The organism is Arthrobacter castelli DSM 16402 (assembly GCF_000430705.1).
Taxonomy (GTDB): domain Bacteria; phylum Actinomycetota; class Actinomycetes; order Actinomycetales; family Micrococcaceae; genus Arthrobacter_C; species Arthrobacter_C castelli.
Genome location: NZ_AUMN01000002.1, coordinates 386,059 through 403,125 on the forward strand (window position 1 = coordinate 386,059; position 17,067 = coordinate 403,125).

Annotated in this window: 19 protein-coding genes; 7 read left to right on the forward strand and 12 right to left on the reverse strand. The window is 67.0% G+C overall.

The genetic code is table 11. From position 1 onward, the window contains the following. Nucleotides 1-249: 249 nt before the first annotated feature. From H535_RS28880 to H535_RS23440, 4 genes are all read right to left on the reverse strand, one after another. A complete protein-coding gene (locus tag H535_RS28880) occupies nucleotides 250-447 on the reverse strand; it encodes a hypothetical protein (protein WP_155838528.1) in 198 nt (65 codons plus the stop codon). A 105-nt stretch (nucleotides 448-552) separates the two neighbouring features. Then, complete coding sequence (locus H535_RS28885) at nucleotides 553-708, reverse strand: hypothetical protein (protein WP_155838530.1); 156 nt, start codon at nucleotides 706-708, stop codon at nucleotides 553-555. A 338-nt stretch (nucleotides 709-1,046) separates the two neighbouring features. Further along, a complete protein-coding gene (gene dxs, locus H535_RS0104385) occupies nucleotides 1,047-3,026 on the reverse strand; it encodes a 1-deoxy-D-xylulose-5-phosphate synthase (RefSeq protein ID WP_026818581.1) in 1,980 nt (659 codons plus the stop codon). Nucleotides 3,027-3,748: 722 nt separating this feature from the next. Further along, the gene (locus tag H535_RS23440; protein WP_035768240.1) at nucleotides 3,749-4,954 is read right to left on the reverse strand and encodes an MFS transporter; all 1,206 of its coding nucleotides are present in this window, start codon (nucleotides 4,952-4,954) and stop codon (nucleotides 3,749-3,751) included. 254 nt (nucleotides 4,955-5,208) lie between these two features. Between H535_RS23440 and H535_RS0104400 the strand changes: the two genes are divergently transcribed. The 6 genes from H535_RS0104400 (at nucleotide 5,209) to H535_RS0104425 (ending at nucleotide 9,379) form a co-directional block, all read left to right on the forward strand. Further along, nucleotides 5,209-5,610: a (R)-mandelonitrile lyase gene (locus H535_RS0104400; RefSeq protein WP_026818582.1), complete on the forward strand. Its 402-nt coding sequence runs from the start codon at nucleotides 5,209-5,211 to the stop codon at nucleotides 5,608-5,610. Nucleotides 5,611-5,648: 38 nt separating this feature from the next. After that, nucleotides 5,649-6,671: a zinc-dependent alcohol dehydrogenase family protein gene (locus tag H535_RS0104405; RefSeq protein ID WP_026818583.1), complete on the forward strand. Its 1,023-nt coding sequence runs from the start codon at nucleotides 5,649-5,651 to the stop codon at nucleotides 6,669-6,671. Beyond that, nucleotides 6,668-7,081 carry a DUF2255 family protein gene (locus H535_RS0104410; protein WP_245580148.1) on the forward strand — a complete coding sequence of 138 codons (414 nt, stop codon included), beginning with the start codon at nucleotides 6,668-6,670 and terminating at the stop codon, nucleotides 7,079-7,081. The genes H535_RS0104405 and H535_RS0104410 overlap by 4 nt, the downstream gene beginning before the upstream one ends. Before the next feature lie 4 nt (nucleotides 7,082-7,085). Continuing rightward, on the forward strand, nucleotides 7,086-7,910 hold the full coding sequence (locus H535_RS0104415; RefSeq protein ID WP_197679634.1) for a shikimate dehydrogenase family protein: 825 nt from the start codon (nucleotides 7,086-7,088) through the stop codon (nucleotides 7,908-7,910). Nucleotides 7,911-8,122: 212 nt separating this feature from the next. Then, entirely contained in the window at nucleotides 8,123-8,998 is an 876-nt protein-coding gene (locus tag H535_RS23445; RefSeq protein WP_035768242.1) for a helix-turn-helix transcriptional regulator, read from the forward strand. 51 nt (nucleotides 8,999-9,049) lie between these two features. Then, nucleotides 9,050-9,379, forward strand: coding sequence for a carboxymuconolactone decarboxylase family protein (locus tag H535_RS0104425; RefSeq protein ID WP_026818586.1), 330 nt, complete (start codon nucleotides 9,050-9,052; stop codon nucleotides 9,377-9,379). Between the two features lie 27 nt (nucleotides 9,380-9,406). Here the strand turns inward: H535_RS0104425 and H535_RS27580 are convergent, their stop codons facing one another. The 7 genes from H535_RS27580 to H535_RS23465 all read right to left on the reverse strand — a co-directional run bounded on the left by H535_RS27580 (nucleotide 9,407) and on the right by H535_RS23465 (nucleotide 15,146). Then, nucleotides 9,407-9,907, reverse strand: a complete 501-nt coding sequence (locus tag H535_RS27580; protein WP_051298499.1) for a GlcG/HbpS family heme-binding protein — start codon at nucleotides 9,905-9,907, stop codon at nucleotides 9,407-9,409. Further along, nucleotides 9,904-10,218: an SDR family NAD(P)-dependent oxidoreductase gene (locus H535_RS23455; RefSeq protein WP_051298501.1), complete on the reverse strand. Its 315-nt coding sequence runs from the start codon at nucleotides 10,216-10,218 to the stop codon at nucleotides 9,904-9,906. The genes H535_RS27580 and H535_RS23455 overlap by 4 nt, the downstream gene beginning before the upstream one ends. A gap of 34 nt (nucleotides 10,219-10,252) precedes the next feature. Beyond that, entirely contained in the window at nucleotides 10,253-10,888 is a 636-nt protein-coding gene (locus H535_RS23460) for an SDR family NAD(P)-dependent oxidoreductase (protein WP_331712213.1), read from the reverse strand. A gap of 107 nt (nucleotides 10,889-10,995) precedes the next feature. Next, nucleotides 10,996-11,661, reverse strand: a complete 666-nt coding sequence (locus H535_RS0104445) for an SDR family NAD(P)-dependent oxidoreductase (protein WP_026818587.1) — start codon at nucleotides 11,659-11,661, stop codon at nucleotides 10,996-10,998. Between the two features lie 109 nt (nucleotides 11,662-11,770). After that, nucleotides 11,771-12,754, reverse strand: coding sequence for a quinone oxidoreductase family protein (locus H535_RS0104450; RefSeq protein WP_035768244.1), 984 nt, complete (start codon nucleotides 12,752-12,754; stop codon nucleotides 11,771-11,773). Between the two features lie 69 nt (nucleotides 12,755-12,823). Further along, nucleotides 12,824-13,867, reverse strand: a complete 1,044-nt coding sequence (locus H535_RS0104455) for a zinc-dependent alcohol dehydrogenase family protein (RefSeq protein ID WP_026818589.1) — start codon at nucleotides 13,865-13,867, stop codon at nucleotides 12,824-12,826. 34 nt (nucleotides 13,868-13,901) lie between these two features. Continuing rightward, nucleotides 13,902-15,146: an MFS transporter gene (locus tag H535_RS23465; protein WP_035768247.1), complete on the reverse strand. Its 1,245-nt coding sequence runs from the start codon at nucleotides 15,144-15,146 to the stop codon at nucleotides 13,902-13,904. A 136-nt stretch (nucleotides 15,147-15,282) separates the two neighbouring features. On the opposite strand from H535_RS23465, the gene H535_RS23470 reads away from it, so the two are divergent. Beyond that, nucleotides 15,283-16,212: a helix-turn-helix transcriptional regulator gene (locus H535_RS23470; RefSeq protein WP_051298502.1), complete on the forward strand. Its 930-nt coding sequence runs from the start codon at nucleotides 15,283-15,285 to the stop codon at nucleotides 16,210-16,212. A gap of 542 nt (nucleotides 16,213-16,754) precedes the next feature. Here H535_RS23470 and H535_RS23475 read toward each other — a convergent pair. Then, nucleotides 16,755-17,067: IS630 family transposase (locus H535_RS23475; protein WP_035768248.1), on the reverse strand; the 313-nt coding region annotated here is incomplete at its 5' end.

The following is a 17,067-nucleotide window of genomic DNA, read 5'->3' on the forward strand; positions in this document are numbered from 1 at the left end:
TCATACGATGAGCAGCGGTGGGCGCAGGTCCGCGACGGCGACCAACAGATCAACGACCTGCCACGTGATGACGAAGATACGTGGTGGCATCCAGTGTTGGTCGACGACGAATGGGGCGAAGTCATCGCCGGTGTGGAAATACGCGGCGTGCGCCGCGACCTTGTTGCCGAGGTTTAGAAGGCAATTTTGTGCAAACGTTTACTTCGTGTTTACTGCGGCCTTTTGAACGAGGTGAAATGCAAGGCGGGGCTACTCCAGCAAGCGTGCTGTAACGATAGCATTTCCGCCAATTATCACAGTGCCCCCGTTGGACGATTCGAATTCAGCGAATAACGCATAGGCGCCCATTCCGGTGAACTGATCCTGCAACGAGCCGTCACAGCGAACAGTTTCCTGCTGCCCATTGGCCATCTCCAAAACGTAGGTATTTCGTTGTTTACGCCTCATGTGTTCTCCTCGAAAGCGTCGGTATTCGTCCTTGCCTCATTGTGAGTGTCGAAAGTGACAGGCTACGCGACAGGGGCCCCCTTGGCAGCCGGTTACTAAAGTCTTTTAGCCGACGACTCCCTCCGCCTCAGCCACTGCATTGAGCACAGCCAGATGTTTGGAGGGGTCCTGCTCGACTGCCTTCAAGTCCTGGTCCAGCGATTCGGCAAGACCCCGGGAAAGGACTATCCGTATGTCCTCCCTTGAGGATGACTCGGGCACGGCTCACCACCTGCGATTCCTCCAGCCTTTCATTCGGAAATCAGCCTATTGGCAGCAAAATAGTGACTGTCAAGAGATACTTGACAGTAAATGTTTACCTGCGTTCCGCTGGCGTCCAAGCCAGGCGGGTGAGCCAGCCGTGCGGATCCTCGGTCTTTCCGGTCTGAATCCCCGGCAGTTGCTCGCACCGCGACATGGAATCCCAAAAGCAGCCGGTCACGCATGGACCATCTTGGCCGAACATCGGCGACGTGATGGGGGCCCGGGGGCAGCAAACACGTCGCCAAGGGGCGGTTTGAAGAGGCCCGACCGCCGTTTCAACGCTGGCGGTGCTGCGCCTACGGGTGCAGCCGCGGAATCTGTCCGGTGTTGCTGCCGGCTTCATCGGGCAGAGGCCGCGCCACGGGCACCTTCGATCCCAGCACCTGGGCCACGACGTCCCGTGCGATCTGCTGAGCGGTCAGGCCGACCTGTTCCAGCACTTCATTGCGGGATCCGTGGTGGAGGAACTCGACAGGCAGCCCGACTTCGTTCAGGGCGGTGTCAATGCCCTGATGCCGCATCTCCTGCCGGATCCGTGAACCCACTCCCCCGGCCCGTACGCCGTCTTCGATGACAACGGCAATCCGGTGGCCCGCGGCCAGCTCCAGGATGGAGGCGGGCACCGGCAGCACCCACCGTGGATCGACAACGGTGGAGCTGATTCCTTGGTCTCCCAGCCGCTCTGCCACGTCCAGGGACAGTTCACTCATGGCTCCGACGCTGACGATCAGCACGTCGTTCTCTGCGGATCCGGCACCCCGGCGGGCCAGGATGTCGACACCGTCTTCCAGCCGTTCCAGCGCGGCCACTTCGGCCCCCACGTTGCCCTTCGAATACCGCAGCACGCTCGGCGCCTGGTCGATCTGCACGGCCTCGCGCAGTTCCTCGCGCAGCCGCTCGGCGTCCCGGGGTGCTGCAAGATGCAGGCCGGGGACGGTCTGCAGCAGCGACAGGTCCCACATGCCGTGGTGGCTCGCGCCGTCCGGCCCGGTCACACCGGCCCGGTCCAGCACAATTGTGACCCCCGCCCGGTGCAAGGCAACGTCCATCAGTAACTGGTCGAAGCCGCGGTTAAGGAATGTGGCATAGAGTCCGACGACGGGATGCATTCCGCCGAATGCCAAGCCGGCGGCACTGGTCAGGGCATGCTGTTCGGCGATTCCGACGTCGATCACCCGCTGAGGATGCCGGTCGGCGAACTTGTGCAGCCCCACCGGAATCAGCATTGCGCCGGTGAGTCCGACAATGTCCTTGCGCTCATCGGCGATGGCGGCGATCTCATCGGCGAACACCGATGTCCACGACTGGGCGCCGCCGGACTTCGCCGGAACTCCGGTTTCGGGATCAATGACGCCCACGGCATGGAACTGGTCGGCCTCGTGGGCCCGTGCGGGAGCGTAGCCGCGGCCCTTTTCGGTCAGCGCGTGCACGATGACCGGACCACCGTAGTTTTTGGCCTTGTGCAACGCGTTTTCGACGGCGTCAAGGTCGTGTCCGTCCACCGGACCGATGTATTTCATCCCCAGGTCTTCGAAGAAACCCTGAGGTGCCCACCAGTCCTTGATCCCCTTCTTCGCCGCATGGAGGCTCTTGTACAGCAGCTGGCTGGCTGCCCCGCCGCCCTGCAGGCGGTTCTTCCACCAATCAAGGGTTCCCTCGTACGCCTGGTGGGTGCGCACCTTGTCGATGGCAGGCCGCATCGTGGCCAGCCGGTCGGCGAAGCCGCCAACTGTCGGGGCATATGACCGTCCGTTGTCATTAACCACAATCACTACCCGGCGGTCTTTGTCAGCGGCAATATTGTTGATCGCTTCCCAGGTCATGCCGCCGGTCAGCGCTCCATCGCCGACGACGGCCACCACGTGCCGGTCGCCCTCGCCTGACAGTTTGCGTGCCCGTGAAATCCCGTCCGCCCAGGACAGGGATGATGAGGCGTGTGAACTTTCCACCACATCGTGGACTGATTCGGCACGGGAAGGGTATCCGGACAGCCCGCCCTGTTGGCGCAGACTGGAAAAATCCTGCCGTCCGGTGACCAGTTTGTGCACGTAGGACTGATGACCGGTATCGAAGACGATGCTGTCGCGCGGTGAATCAAATACGCGGTGGATCCCCAGGGTCAGTTCGACCACGCCCAGGTTGGGACCCAGATGCCCGCCGGTCTGCGAGACATTGTTGATGAGGAATTGTCTGATCTCGTCGCTGAGATTCCCGAGTTGGGTATTGGTGAGTTTCATCAGGTCCTGCGGATGACGAATCGTCTCCAGTAGTCCCACACGGTCCTCCTCTGCAACGCGGCGGCCAAACGAAATCAGCCATCAATTAAGTCTAACGCGCCCAGCCTCCTGATCCGGCCCGATCCGGCCACAGAGCTTAAACCATCCGGGCCTCCTGCTCCGCTACCGCGGAACAGGAGGCCCGGATGGTGCCTATCCCAGTGTTCTGGATGGCTGCCTTAGCCGGCTGCGAGTTGGCGGAGGACGTATTGAGACATGCTTCGCTGAAGTGTGCGGTAGTTGAATGCCTCTGCTTGCGGAGCAAACCTCCTGGTCAGAGGTATGTCGGAAGGCGTGAATGACTACCCTGCAGCCGCGATACATCTCCGTTTCACATGCTTCGGTTGCGGTATTCGAGATCGCTGCCCCTCCACTGGACGCTCGCGCTATCGCCGACCGATCAGGAGTCCTGCGCGCGAGACCTCACGGAGGCGGCGCGGGCGGCGCTCTCGACAGGGAACCCGGCCCGCGCGACCGCCGAGCTCACGTCGTGGCGCGAGACCGCCGCATCCCTGGCTGCCGGACCGGGCAGCGCCGACGTGGAGCGGCTCGACGAGGCCTATCCCGTCGAGCGCCCGTAGCAGCGGGCCCGACGTCTCGAAAGGCCCGCCTCGCGCGACGAGAACTCGAGATTGACTTCTGAGACCCGACCACCGACATCACCTCGGCGGCCGGGCTCCGTCTCGTCGAGGTGATGTCTCCGAGACGCCGACGTCGGTGCATCAGCCGACGCGCCTGTGCTCCGTCGTCAAGCGCAGTGCGGCCATGATCACCAGCGTGACCAGGCCGAGGACCGCCATGGCGATCGCGATCGTGAGGGGCCCGAGGAGGCCGAGCGAGGACTCGAGGGCGATCGATCCGGTCCACGTACCCAGGGCGGTGCCGCCGTTGAACGCGGACACGGCGAGGGCTGCGGCGAGGGTGGGCGCGGCCGCGGCGAAGCGCACGGCAAGGCCGGTGCCGACGGGCGGGATGCCCATGCCCGCGACACCCAGGAGGAGCATCAGCGCGAACAAGGCGGTGGGGACCGTTGACAGCGGGATGAGCAGGGTCATCAGCAGGATCGTCCCTGACGTCGCCGCGATGAACGTGGTCAGGGGCCGCCGGTCGGCGAAGCGGCCGGCGAGGTTGGTGCCGATGACCTCGCCGACGCCGAACGCGACGAACACCAGTGGCACCGCCCATTCGGGAATCCCTGCGCGCTCGGTGGCCAGCGGTGAGAGGTAGCTGAACGCGGTCATGTACCCGCCGGTGGCCAGTACCGTCGCGATGACGAGGACCAGCATGCGCCCGGTCGCCACGGCGCGCAGCTCGCGGCGGATCGACGGGATGGCGCGGTCGGCGTCGTGCGGGGTGAACTTCGCGATCACGGGAGCGGCCAGGAGGGCGAGGACGGCCAGAGCCCAGAAGGTGCCGCGCCAACCGAGCAGCTGCCCGGCGAACGTGCCCAGGGGGACGCCTGCGACGGTGGCAAGGCCGACACCGCTCATCATCACGCCCAGAGCGCGCGTGCAGCGCTCCGGTCCGGCGGCGGTGGTCGCGACCACCGCCGCCACGGCCCAGAACGCGCCGGCGGCCAGCGCCGTGACCACGCGGGAGATCAGGACCACGGTGAAGTCGCTGCTGAGAGCGGCGACGACGTGCCCGATGGCGAAGACGACCAGCGCGAGCACGAGGGTGGCACGCGGCGGCAGCCGCAGGGTGGCAAGCGCCATCGCCGGCGAGCCGACGATCATTCCTACGGCGAAGGCGGTGATGAGCAGGCCGACCTGAGCGATGCTCACGTGCAGGTCGGCGGCGATCTCCTGGAGGAGGCCGGCGACGATGTACTCGGTGGTGATCATCAGGAAGGTGCCGAGGGTGAGCAGGGGCACGACGAACGGCAGCCGGGTGCGGCCGGGCGCTGCGGTGTCGGTGGAATGGGTCATGCGAGGGCGTCTTCTTTCATTGGATCGGTGTTCCGCACCGCGGCAGCACGACGGCGCAGGCCTGGCGGTGGACTCTTCGACGATCCCTCGTCTCACCAGCGCGCGGAAGGACCGGATGAACCATGGTCTGACAGGTCCTGTCTCAGCCCCGGGCGTCGGCGTAGCGTCGAAGACGCGGCTTCTCAGAGCGCGTGTCCCCCGATCGATCGGGCGTCGACGCGCGCACGGCCGCTCATCGAGAGGAGACGAGAACGATGGAGATACTTCCGAAGCCGGCGACGGTTAAGAATCCGCCGGAGCAGTTCACCGGCGACGTGTGGCTGGACGTGGTCGCGGCCCCGCAGGAGGCCGGCCAGCAGGCGGTCGTTGGGCGGGTCCGGTTCGCGCCGGGTGCCCGGACCGCGTGGCACTCCCACGAGCGCGGCCAGACTTTGCACGTAATCGCCGGCGTGGCTCTCCTGGGCCAACGCGACGGCACCGTGCTCGAGGTCCAACCCGGGCAGACGGTGTACACGCCGCCCGGCGAGGAGCACTGGCACGGGGCGACGCCGGAGAACTTTATGGAGCACCTGGCGATCACCGAGAACGGCGAGGACCCGGCCCCGACCACCACCTGGCTGGAGCACGTCGCCGACGACGCCTACCACCGCCCCTGAGCGGCACCACGAACACTGACACGGAAGGAGGCTTCGCGATGCGCGGAGCAATGATGTACGCCCCCGGCGACGTCCGGGTGGTAGACCGGGACGAGCCGGTCATCGAGCAGCCGACCGACGCCGTCATCAAGGTCGTCGCCGCCTGTGTGTGTGGCTCGGACCTGCACCCCTACCGCGGCGTCGAGCCCGTGAACGGACCGACGCCGATGGGCCACGAGTACGTCGGGATCGTCGAGCAGATCGGCGACGACGTGCAGAACGTGAAGATTGGCGACTTCGTCGTCGGCTCGTTCTGGGCCTCGGACAACACCTGCGAGATCTGCCGGGCCGGCTACCAGTCCCGCTGCGTGCACGCGGTGCTGATGGGCACCCTCGGCGCGCAGGCCGAGCGCCTGCGGGTGCCGCTGGCCGACGGCACCCTGGTCGCCACGCCCGGCCAACCTGACGAGGACCTGATCCCGTCCCTGCTGGCGGCCTCCGATGTGCTGGGCACCGGCTGGTTCGCCGCCGTCGCCGCCGAGGCGGGCCCGGGCAAGACCGTCGCAGTGGTCGGCGACGGCGCGGTCGGGCTGATGGCGGTCCTGGCCGCGAAGCAGCTGGGCGCGGAGCGCATCATCGCCATGTCCCGCCACGAGGACCGACAGAGGCTGGCCCGGGAGTTCGGCGCGAGCGACATCGTCGAGGAGCGCGGCGACGCCGGCGTCGCGAGGATCAAGGAGCTCACCGACGGACTCGGCGCACACAGCGTCATCGAGGCCGTCGGCACGCAGGAGTCGATGATGCAGGCCATCCGATCGACGCGCCCCGGCGGGCACGTCGGCTACGTCGGCGTCTCCCACGACGTCGCCCTGCCCGGCGACGAGCTGTTCTTCGCCCTCGTCCACCTCACTGGCGGTCCCGCCCCGGTCCGCCGCTTCCTGCCCGAGCTGATCGACCTTATCTGGAAGCGCGAGATCGACCCGGGCAAGGTCTTCGACCTCGATCTCCCACTCGAGGACGCCGCCGAGGGCTTCAAGGCGATGGACGAGCGCCGCGCGATCAAGGCGCTGCTGCGACCATGAACCAACCAGAGAAGGAGAACAACTCCATGAGCACCTGGACCGAGAGCGAACTGCAGTCGTTCGCGCCCGCCGACGACTTCCACGTCTCCCCGTATCGGGAGGACGGGACCACGCCAGGCACGCCGACGTTCATCTGGTCGGTCGTTGCCGACGGGAACCTGTACATCCGGCCCTACAACGGGCCGGGCTCGAGGTGGTACCGGGCGGCGATCGCACAGAAAGCGGGCCGCATTCGCCTCGCCGGCGCGGAGCACGAGGTCGCCTTCGCCCCCGCGGACGCGGGCGTGCTCGACGTCGTCGACGAGGCCTACCGCGACAAATACAGCGGCAGCCCCTACGTCGCGGCCGTGGTCGCCGATGGACCGCGCTCAACCACCGTCCGGGTCACTCCCCGGCGCACCGGCCGCTGATCCCGTGAACCCTGACGAAAGCGAGACGACGATGGCTCCTTCACCGACCGGAGCCTCCCGGCTGTACCCGATCATTGGGGACCCCATCAAGTACGTCGAGTCCCCGGTGTGGCTGACGAAGACCTTTGCCGACCGGGGCCACGACGGGATCTGCGTGCCGATGCAGGTACCCGACGACGCGCTCGACCCGGTGATGGCGGGCCTGACCGCGACGGGGAACATCGACGGGATCCTGGTCACGATGCCGCACAAGCACACGGCCTTCGCCCACTGCGCCACCAGCTCGGACCGGGCACGGCTGCTCGAGGTGGTCAGCGTCATCCGCCGCAGCCCTGACGGCTCCTGGCACGGCGACATGCTCGACGGCCTCGCCTTCGTGAAAGCCCAGCAGGACCGCGGCGCGACCATCGACGGCGCGCGAGCCCTGCTCGTCGGCGCGGGCGGCGCGGGCAGCGCCATCGCCGTCGCCCTGCTCGAGGCCGGCGTCAAGGAGCTCGTCGTCCACGACAAGGACGAGGACCGCGCCAGCGGACTCATCGAAGTGCTCGACGGGTTCGGCACGGGACAGGCCACTGCCGGCCCCGGCGACCCGACCGGATTCGACCTCGTCTTCAACGCCACGCCGCTGGGCATGGCCGACAGCGACCCGCTGCCGATCGACCCCTCGCTGCTCGACGCGTCGATGTTCGTCGGCGACGTCATCGCCGGTCACGGCACCACCCCGTTCATCCAGGCCGCACGAGACACCGGATGCCGAACCGCCACCGGCAGTGACATGGTCGAGGCGGTCCAGGCACTGATGGCCGACTTCATGCTCGACCAAAACTGACAGTAAGCAGAGATCACCATGGAACGCACCGCCTCGGCACGACCGGCTTGAAGATCAGCCGCTTAGCGCTGGACTGCATGAGCTACGGCGACCCGGACACCCCAGGCGCATCCGTGGGCGCTGCCCGCGAATGCGCGCCAGAAACAGGACCTGCCAGGTCCTGGTCCGCTGGACCCTGTCTGGATCGAGAAGCCCAGCGTAGCCTTGAATACATGGATTCCCGAGCCGAGATCAGCAGCTTCTTGAACTCGCGGCGCGCCCGGCTCAGCCCCGAGGAGGCCGGCGTGCCGCTCTACAGCGGCTCCCGTCGGGTCCCCGGCCTGCGCCGCGAGGAGGTCGCCCACCTCGCCGGCGTCAGCTCCGACTACTATGCCCGACTCGAGCGCGGCAAGATCTCCGGAGCATCCCGCGAGGTCCTCGAAGCCGTCGCCCGCGCCCTCAAGCTCGACGACGACGAGCGCGACCACCTGTTCAATCTGGTCCAGATCACCCAGCGCCGATCGCCGCGGAAGAAGAGCTCGAACCGCACGATCGTCAGACCGGGCATCCAGAGCGTACTGGACTCGATCGACACACCGGCGCTCGTGCAGAACGCGCGACTGGACCGCCTCGCCTTCAACCGGATCGGACGGGCCCTGCACTCCCTGCCGGCCGACGGATCACACGACCAGTACAACTACGCGCAGTGGCTGTTCCTGGACTCTCGGGCCAAGCGGTTCCACCGCGACTACGCCGACGCCGCGCACAACGTCGTGGCCCTGCTCCACGCTGCGACCGCGCAGGACCCCTACGACAAGGAGCTCATCGAGGTCATCGGGACCCTGTCAACCCAGAGCGATCAGTTCCGTACCATGTGGGCCTCGCACGACGTGTTCCGCTACCGGGCCGGGGCCAAGCTGCTGACCCACGCCGAGGTCGGCGACCTCGAGTTCGGCTACGAGTCCTTCGAGCTGTCGACCGACCCCGGCCTGGTCATGCTCGTCTACACCGTCGAGCCCGACTCGCCCACCGCCGACGCCATGAAGCTCCTGGCCAGCTGGACCGCACCGGCGTTCACGGAAGCGAAGGACGTCTCCGCGGAGGCCTGATTGCCGGCGACGACGTCGGCATCGCAGCACGACAAGAGAAAAGAGACCACCATGACGGACCAGCCCAAGCAGGTCGGCGGCGGCAGGAAGACGCTCGGCGACTTCGCGCCCAAACTCGCCGACCTCACCGACGACGTGCTCTTCGCCGACGTCTGGAACCGGACCGAGCTACCCGCTCGCGACCGCAGCCTCATCACCGTGGCCGTCCTCGCTACCGGTGGGGACACCGACCAGCTGCGCTTCCACCTCGGCCGCGCCATCGAGAACGGCCTCACCCAGGACGAGCTCATCGAGGCCATCACCCACGTCGCCTTCTACGCCGGCTGGCCCAAGGGCATGGCCGCCATGGGCGTGGCCAAGGAGCTCTTCGCCCCAGAGTGAACCCTCGACGGTGCACCGGCAGCGCCGTCACTGCAACCGCGGTGCGGCCCTCACAGCCGAGGAGCCCTCGGCCGGAGCAGAAGAGGACCCGACGACCTCGGAAATCGCCGCGCCGGCGATCGCCCTATCCTGCTCGCCTCGGCCTCCGCTGACGCCGACAGCACCGACGACGTAGCCGTCGACCACGACAGGTTCGCCGCCACCGAGCAGCATCGTCCCCTCCACAGCAGCCGTGATCATCGCTGCCCCGTCGGCACCGAACCGCTCATGGGTCTGCTCGTGGAACTCATCGGTCGGCATCCGATAAGCGATCGCGGAATAAGCCTTCTTCCTAGCCACCCCTAGTGCCTGTGGCCCGGTCCCGTCCATGCAGTAGGTCGCGAGTTCCTGGCCGGCGTCCCCGACGATCGCGACCGCAACCTGGAGGCACTGCTCCATCGCCGCCCGCTCTGCGGAATGAACGAGCGCCAAAGCAGCAGCCCCGGTCAGGCGAGCGACGGAACGGACGAGCGGCGTTTCGTCAGTCATAGAACTTCAGGATACCGGCTCGCCCCCGCGCCTGTCTGACGGCAAACTTGACCCCGCTCGAATGTCCCACCAGTCCACGCGACGGTTGCCGCCGCGACCGGGTCGTCATCGGTGACATCGCACTGCACCGCCAGCGCCTTCAGGCACTTGGCCGCGAGGTCATCGGCCAGCTTCTGGGCCGGGTCCCCGTCAAGGTCGACGATGGCGACGTTCGCACCAGCTTCGGCGAAAGCGCGGACGGTGGCCGCGCCCATTCCGGCACTGCCGCCGGTCACGAAGGCTGTCTCGCCGGTGAAGTAGGTGACGGTCATGAGCGCGTTCTCCTCGAGTTCGGGCGGTCAGGGGTCAGGGACGCGGCAGGTCGACGCCGGTGTACTCGACCAGAGCTGCGAGCAACTCGTCCTGGAACAGCTCGTCCCGCACCCCCGGATGCGGCTGCACGGTGCGCTGGTGGTGCCAGTAGCGGCCGGAGACGAGAGCCTCGCGATCCTCTGTGGTGACGAGCCACGCCTGGGTGACGTGGGCGAGTGCGAGGTCATCGCTCGCCCACGGACCGCCCATCCTCGTCGGCACCCAGCCAGGGTCGACGGCGTTCGAGAGCACGTCGGGCCGCCGTCGCGCAACGGTATCCATCAAGGTCGTGACGTAGAGCTTGCTGTCTGAATACGATGCCGTCTTCCGGGAACCGCCCCAGTCCGCTCCCGTGATGTCGGCGCTTCCGCCGTGGTGCATGCTGCTGGAGAGGTAGACCAGCCGCGTCGCCGAGATGAGCGCGGTGAGCACATAAGGCGCGATGACGTTGACCGGCAGCAGCCCGGGGCCGTCGATGACCCCGGCGTTGTGGATGACGGCGTCGATGGGTCCGAGCCGGTTCGCCTGCTCGGCGATGGCCTGCACCTCGTCGAGGTGCGCGAGGTCGCCGACAACGCTCACAGCGCCCCGGGAGGTCAAATCTTCGACGGCGCTCAGGGTTTCGTGCATGGACGACGACGTCGTGTCCGTCGTCGAGCAGTGACGCGGCGGTGGCCCGGCCCACGCCGTCGGTGGACCCAGTGATCAGGATGCGCGACATGAAATGCTCCTGCCGGTCATGCGGTCCCATCGCCAACAAAGGTGTGGAACTCGCCGCGGTCGCGGTGCAGAGACCAGATGCGATCGGCCAAAGCTTCGGGCTCGTGGTCGGGCTCGCCGCCGCCGATGCCGCGCGGGATGATCAGCTGCGCGACGTGGATGCCGTCGTCCGCGAGGGCGTCGTGGAGCATCTGCCCATAGGCAGACTCACCGGCGAAGGCGACCGAGGTGCCGGCCACGCCGCCACTCGGGCGCACGGCGCTGGACCCGTTGATGAACAGGATCGTCCCGCGGCCCAGCTCCCGCAGACCGGGCAGAACGTGCTGCACTGCAGTGACGGGCCCGTACACGGACTGCTCGACGGGGCCGACGAGATCCTCGGCGGTGGTCTCGAGCACCGGCTTCATAAACTCCTCCGCCGGGACCGGACTGTACTGCAAGACCTCGATCGGGCCCAGCTCCGCGGCCGCGGCGTCGAGGGCGGCCCGCAGCGCCTGCGGCTCGCGGACGTTCGCCGCGTAGCCGCGGGCGGTGATATCCTCGTCGGTCAGCTCAGCGGCGAGCGTGTCGACGTTGGCCTGAGTGCGGGAGATGAGCGCGACGGCAAATCCTTCTCGGCCGAAGCGGCGTGCGGTGGCCTGGCCGAGTCCGGCCCCGGCTCCGATGATGGCGATGGTGGTCATGATCGTCCTTTGTTCGGTGAAGATTCTTCAGCAATGGCGGGCTCCCGCCCGGATGTGGTCTCCACTCTAAGAAGCGTCCGGCACGGGCAGGAGGCCCTGTGGGTACACCTCAGGCCCCGGGAGACAGCAGGATCTTGCCGATGCTCTCGCGACTCTCCAGCACACGGTGCGCCTCGGCCGCCTCGGTCAGCGGCAGGGTGGTGTGGATCCGCGAGGTCAGCCAACCCTGTTCGATACCATCGAGGACATCACCGGCGCGGGCGAGCAGCTCCTCGTGAGTGCCGATGCCGTCAGCGACATCGCCGCCGGAGACGGTGCGGGAGCGACTGATAAGGTCACCGGGACCGAACGGCTCGGCCGGGCCGGAGGCGGCTCCGAAGACGACGATGTTCCCACGCGTGGCAACCGCGCGGAGATCTCCGTCGAAAGTCGCCTTCCCGACGCCGTCGACGATGAGGTCGACCCCGTGCCCGTCGGTCAGGTGCAGCACCTCGTCGGCGAAGTCGCGCCTGGTGTAGTCGATGACCTCGTCCGCGCCGGCCTCGCGCGCCGCCTCTGCCTTCGTCGCAGAGGAGACCGTGCCGATGACGCGTGCGCCGAAGTGCTTCGCGAACTGCACGAGCATGAGACCCACTCCCCCGGCCGCGGCGTGCACGAGAACGGTGTCTTTACGGGTGGGCAGGCAGAACTCGGTGATGAGGTACTGGGCGGTGACGCCCTGCATACCGAACGCCGCGCCCTGCTCGAACGAGACGTCGTCGGGAAGCGGGATCAGACTGCCGACCGGGACGACAGCGGCCTCGGCATAGGAGCCGCGCCAGCGGGCGTATGCGACCCGGTCGCCGCGCTTCACCGCGGTCACGTCCGAGCCGACGGCCTCGACGACGCCGGCGGCCTCCATGCCCGGCACGAAGGGCACGGGCACGGGGTCGAAGCCTCGGCGCTGGTAGACGTCGGTGAAATTGACCCCGATCATCTCGTGCCGGATCAGTGCTTCGCCTGCCGCGGGAGCGGGCAGTGTGATGTCTTGGACGGCGAGGACGTCAGGACCTCCGGTGCGGTCGACGACGATCCCGGTGGCAGTGATGCTCATAGGTACTCCAGATCAGAGGTGGACGGACTGGCGCGGCGGACGGCAACGTTCCAGTCCGCCGCGTCCGGTTTACGGGCGGACGAGGACCTTGAGGCTCTTGCGCTCGTCCATGTCGCGGTATCCGGCGGGGACGCCGGCCAGATCCGTCATGGTGTCAAAGACTTTGCCGGGCTCGATTGTGCCGTCGAGGATGTCGGGCATGAGCTCCTCGATGTAGGCGCGGACCGGGGCAGGTCCACCGGCGAGACGGATGTTGCCGCCGAACAGACTGGTAAACCCGACCGGGGCATCGTCGTATTGCGGCACCCCGACGCGGCTGATCACGCCGCCGGGGCGGACGACGCCGAGAGCCTGTTCGTAGGCGGGCATGTGCCCGACGGCCTCGAGCACGGCATGGGAGCCGTGGCCGCCGGTGAGATCGCGGACCTTGGCGATGCCCTCCTTGCCGCGCTCGGCAACGACGTCGGTCGCCCCGAACTCGCGCCCGAGGTAGGTGCGGACCTCGTGGCGGCCCATGAGGACGATCTGTTCCGCGCCGAGGCGCTTGGCCGACAGGACGGCCATCAGTCCGACCGCGCCGTCGCCGATTACGGTCACGCGCTGGCCGGGCTTGATGCCGGCCATCTTTGCGGCGTGGTAGCCGGTGCCGAACACATCGGCCAGGGTCAGCAGCGACGGGATCAGTGCCGAGTCCGGCGCGACGGGCAGCTTCACCAGAGTGCCGTCGGCCAACGGCACCCGGATCGCCTCGGCCTGGCCACCCTCATCGGCGATGCCGTCGAGGAACGTCGCCTCGTGGTGGGTGCAGGACGTCTGGAGGTTCTCGCGGCAGAACTCACACACGTTGTCCGAGATCGCGAACGGCGAGACGACCAGATCCCCCTTCTTCAGGGTGGTGACGTCTGCGCCGACCTCCTCGATGACGCCGATGAGCTCGTGGCCCATTCTCGCAGGGCCGTCCTCGGCGGTCATCTGGTGGTAGGGGTGCAGGTCGGACCCGCAGATGCAGGACGCGGTGACCCGCACCAGGGCATCGGTCGGGTTCCTGATCACCGAGTCGGGGACGTCCTCGATCCGGACGTCGCCTGCTTGGTACATGAGTGTTGCGCGCATGGTGTGTTCTCCTTCGTGGGTTGATGTCGAGTGGTCAGAGGGATGAGTTCGGCTCGACGATTCGCCGGCGAGTAATGACCATGAGAATCGATGCGGGGATCACGGTCAGTGCGACGATCACCGTACCCACCACTGCCGGGCCGGTCAGGCCCAGTGACGTGGTGAGGGTGGCTCCGGCAATGGTGGTGCCGATGGCGGTACCGGCGTTGAACGCCGCGACTGCGAGCCCTGATCCGAGAGTGGCCGCTCGGCCGGCGTAGCCGACGGCGAGGTGGATGAGCACGCTGTTGGCGCTGAGCCCGAATGCGCCCAGCAGCACCACGAGCACGACGGTGGTCCAGGTCGATCCAGTCAGCAGGGCCATCGCGAGCAGCACGAGCGTCGTCGCGACGGGGGTCACGATCGTCACCACGTGTGCATGCTTGTCGCCCAGCCGGCCTCCGAGCAGGGTGCCGAGGAAAGAGCAGATGCCGAAACCCGCGAGCACCAGTGGAACGAGTCCAACAGACACACCGGCCTGGTCGGTGAGGATCGGCGCGATGAACGAGTACGCGGCGAGCACGCCGCCGGTCGTCGTCAGGCACGCGGCCAGGACGAGCCAGAGACGCGGTGAACGGAGATCCGCGAGCCCGGAGAGCGCTGATGACCCCTGCGGATGGGCCTCGTCCGCGGGGACCAGCCGCGCGATGAACACCACGGCGATGGCCGCGGCGATCCCGAGCGCCCAGAAGGTGCCCCGCCAGCCCACGTGCTGGGCGAGGAACGCGCCGATCGGCACGCCCAGCACTGTGGCCAGCGAACCGCCCGCGGCCACGACTCCCACGGCGGAGGATTTCAACGAGGAGCCCACGACGTTCGAGGCAACGACCGCGGAGACAGCCCAGAATGCGCCCGTTGCCAGGGCGGTGACGAAGCGCGCGGTCGTGAGGATCGTGAGGTCCGAGCCGAGCGCGACGACCACGTGCCCGGCGACGAACACGACGAGGGCGATGAGGAGCGTGAGCTTCTTCGACAGCCGCATCGTTAGCATTCCCAGCAGCGGTGCGCCGATGACCATGCCGATGGCGAACACCGTGATCAGCGACCCGGCCTGGCCGAGCGAGATGCCCAGGTCGCTCGAGATCTCGGGCAGGATGCCCGCGACGACGAACTCGGTGGTGAGCATCAGGAACGTGCCCAGCGCCAGGACGTAGACGACGAGTGGAAGACGGTTTTTGGGCGTAGCTCCGCCGGTCGCGGGCTGCGTCGGGGCGGAAGCCGTGGGGGCTTCGTTCTGCATGGATACCTCATAGACGAATGGACGATGTTCGGTCGTTATCCATTTGATCGCTGATCGCGCAGGCGGGGAAGGTCGAGTTCATAGGGGGGAGAAGATCGACCCCCTTCGCGCGAGGGATCGCTTCTATGCTTGGACCATGGACAACCGCGACGACATCAAGGGCTTCCTCGCCAGCCGGCGCGCGAAGCTGACCCCTGACATGGTCGGGCTGCCCACCAGCGCCCGCCGCCGCGTCCCCGGACTGCGCCGCGAAGAGGTCGCCGTCCTCGCCGGAGTGAGCACCGAGTGGTACACCCGACTGGAGAAGGGCCACATCGGCGAGGTCTCCGAGGACGTCCTCGATGCCGTCGCCGAAGCACTGCGGCTCGACGACGACGAACGCACCTACCTGAACGACCTCGCCCGCGCCGCCAAGCCCGCCCGTCGCAAGGCTGCCCGCCGCCGGGAGGTCCCGATCGCTCCGCAGGTGCAGTGGATGCTCGACTCGATCACCATGTCGGCGGCGTTCGTGCGCAACGGACGCCTCGACGTCATCGGCTCCAACGCGCTCGGCCGCGCCCTGCACGCCCCCATGTTCGAAAGCCCCACCGCCGCGGCGCACGGCAAGCCGAACTTCGCCCGGTACCACTTCCTCGACGAGTCCTCCAAGGACTTCTTCGTCGACTGGGAATCAGGAGCCGCGGCCACCGTGGCGCTGCTGCGCGCCGAGGCCGGCCGCGAGCCCTACGACAAGACTCTGCGCGAACTGATCGGCGAACTGTCCACCGCGAGCGAGGAGTTTAGCGCCTACTGGGCCTCCCACGACATCCGCATCCGCCACGAGGGCACCAAGCGTCTGCAGCATCCCGAGATCGGCGAGATCGAGCTCACCTACCAGTCCGTAGACCTCCCGACCGCGAAGCGGGCCTGGCACGACCTGTCTTTCTACACTGCCGAGCCCGGCTCACAGCACGAGGCGAACCTCAAGCTCCTGGCGAGCTGGGCGGCACCGAGCGCAGCAAGGTCCGGCGCACCCGCGGACGACTCCACGGTTCCCACGCAGCGGGCCGACGAGCAGAGCCCCTGAGCCGAGCCGCAATGGACCGGGCTCGATCGCATCGCTGCCTCGTCGTCCACACTTCGCAGACGACGACTCGGAGAGGCCCGTGTTGCTCTGACATCACTACGTCCCCCACACCTCTCCACGATGCGCACTTGGGGGATTTCCCTCAGCCGGGGCCAAGGAGGAGCCTCGATGCCTAGTCGATCCGTCGTTCCATGGCTCCATTCTCCCCGAGCGCCCCACTGGGTCACCGACCTCGGCACATATCGAGCGGATGCGGGTCTTCGTCGGTACTCGCAACCAGGCTCAGAAACGGGGCTGACCAGGCCAAACGCGGGGCCTGGAGTTCGGAACACCACCTAGACATTTTAGGGCGGTGACCCGGCGGAGTACGCATGTTTAGGTTAAAGGCGAACCACTGCTACTTTAGCACAAGGAGTCAATGGCTGTGCCATTATCGCACTACAATTCACCCATGAGTGCCTAAGGAGTCATCCATCTCTCCGAACGCAAATGAGCGAGACACATGCTGGAACCTGGACGTCCGCGGTCACTAGTGGTCCGTCTCAGTTTTGGTTTGCCTGTTCGGTGAGCGTGGCTCGTGCGCGGGCGACTTTCGCGAGGATTGACTCTGCGGTGGCGGTCCATACGTATGGCTTCGGATCCTCGTTGTTCGCTTCCATGTACTGGCCGATACTGTCGACGAGGTCGGGTACTGATCGGAAGATCCCGCGGCGCAGGTTCTTCTCGGTAAGGTCCCGGAACCAGCGTTCGACCTGATTCAGCCACGACGACGAGGTCGGCGTGAAGTGGAAGTGGAACCGGGGATGCTTCTTAACCCACTGCCGGACGTCGGCGTGCTTATGAGTGGCATAGTTG

What these genes read in the sequence shown, in the direction of transcription:
- H535_RS0104405 (WP_026818583.1), top strand. Translation starts at nt 5,649, where the DNA reads ATGCGCGGAGCAATGATGTACGCCCCCGGCGACGTCCGGGTGGTAGAC.
- H535_RS28880 (WP_155838528.1), bottom strand. Translation starts at nt 447, where the DNA reads ATGAGGCGTAAACAACGAAATACCTACGTTTTGGAGATGGCCAATGGG.
- H535_RS0104450 (WP_035768244.1), bottom strand. Translation starts at nt 12,754, where the DNA reads ATGAGCATCACTGCCACCGGGATCGTCGTCGACCGCACCGGAGGTCCT.
- H535_RS23440 (WP_035768240.1), bottom strand. Translation starts at nt 4,954, where the DNA reads ATGACCCATTCCACCGACACCGCAGCGCCCGGCCGCACCCGGCTGCCG.
- H535_RS0104410 (WP_245580148.1), top strand. Translation starts at nt 6,668, where the DNA reads ATGAACCAACCAGAGAAGGAGAACAACTCCATGAGCACCTGGACCGAG.
- H535_RS0104455 (WP_026818589.1), bottom strand. Translation starts at nt 13,867, where the DNA reads ATGCGCGCAACACTCATGTACCAAGCAGGCGACGTCCGGATCGAGGAC.
- H535_RS0104425 (WP_026818586.1), top strand. Translation starts at nt 9,050, where the DNA reads ATGACGGACCAGCCCAAGCAGGTCGGCGGCGGCAGGAAGACGCTCGGC.
- H535_RS23465 (WP_035768247.1), bottom strand. Translation starts at nt 15,146, where the DNA reads ATGCAGAACGAAGCCCCCACGGCTTCCGCCCCGACGCAGCCCGCGACC.
- H535_RS27580 (WP_051298499.1), bottom strand. Translation starts at nt 9,907, where the DNA reads ATGACTGACGAAACGCCGCTCGTCCGTTCCGTCGCTCGCCTGACCGGG.
- H535_RS0104400 (WP_026818582.1), top strand. Translation starts at nt 5,209, where the DNA reads ATGGAGATACTTCCGAAGCCGGCGACGGTTAAGAATCCGCCGGAGCAG.
- H535_RS23460 (WP_331712213.1), bottom strand. Translation starts at nt 10,888, where the DNA reads ATGCACGAAACCCTGAGCGCCGTCGAAGATTTGACCTCCCGGGGCGCT.
- H535_RS23470 (WP_051298502.1), top strand. Translation starts at nt 15,283, where the DNA reads ATGGACAACCGCGACGACATCAAGGGCTTCCTCGCCAGCCGGCGCGCG.
- H535_RS23455 (WP_051298501.1), bottom strand. Translation starts at nt 10,218, where the DNA reads ATGACCGTCACCTACTTCACCGGCGAGACAGCCTTCGTGACCGGCGGC.
- H535_RS0104445 (WP_026818587.1), bottom strand. Translation starts at nt 11,661, where the DNA reads ATGACCACCATCGCCATCATCGGAGCCGGGGCCGGACTCGGCCAGGCC.
- H535_RS23445 (WP_035768242.1), top strand. Translation starts at nt 8,123, where the DNA reads ATGGATTCCCGAGCCGAGATCAGCAGCTTCTTGAACTCGCGGCGCGCC.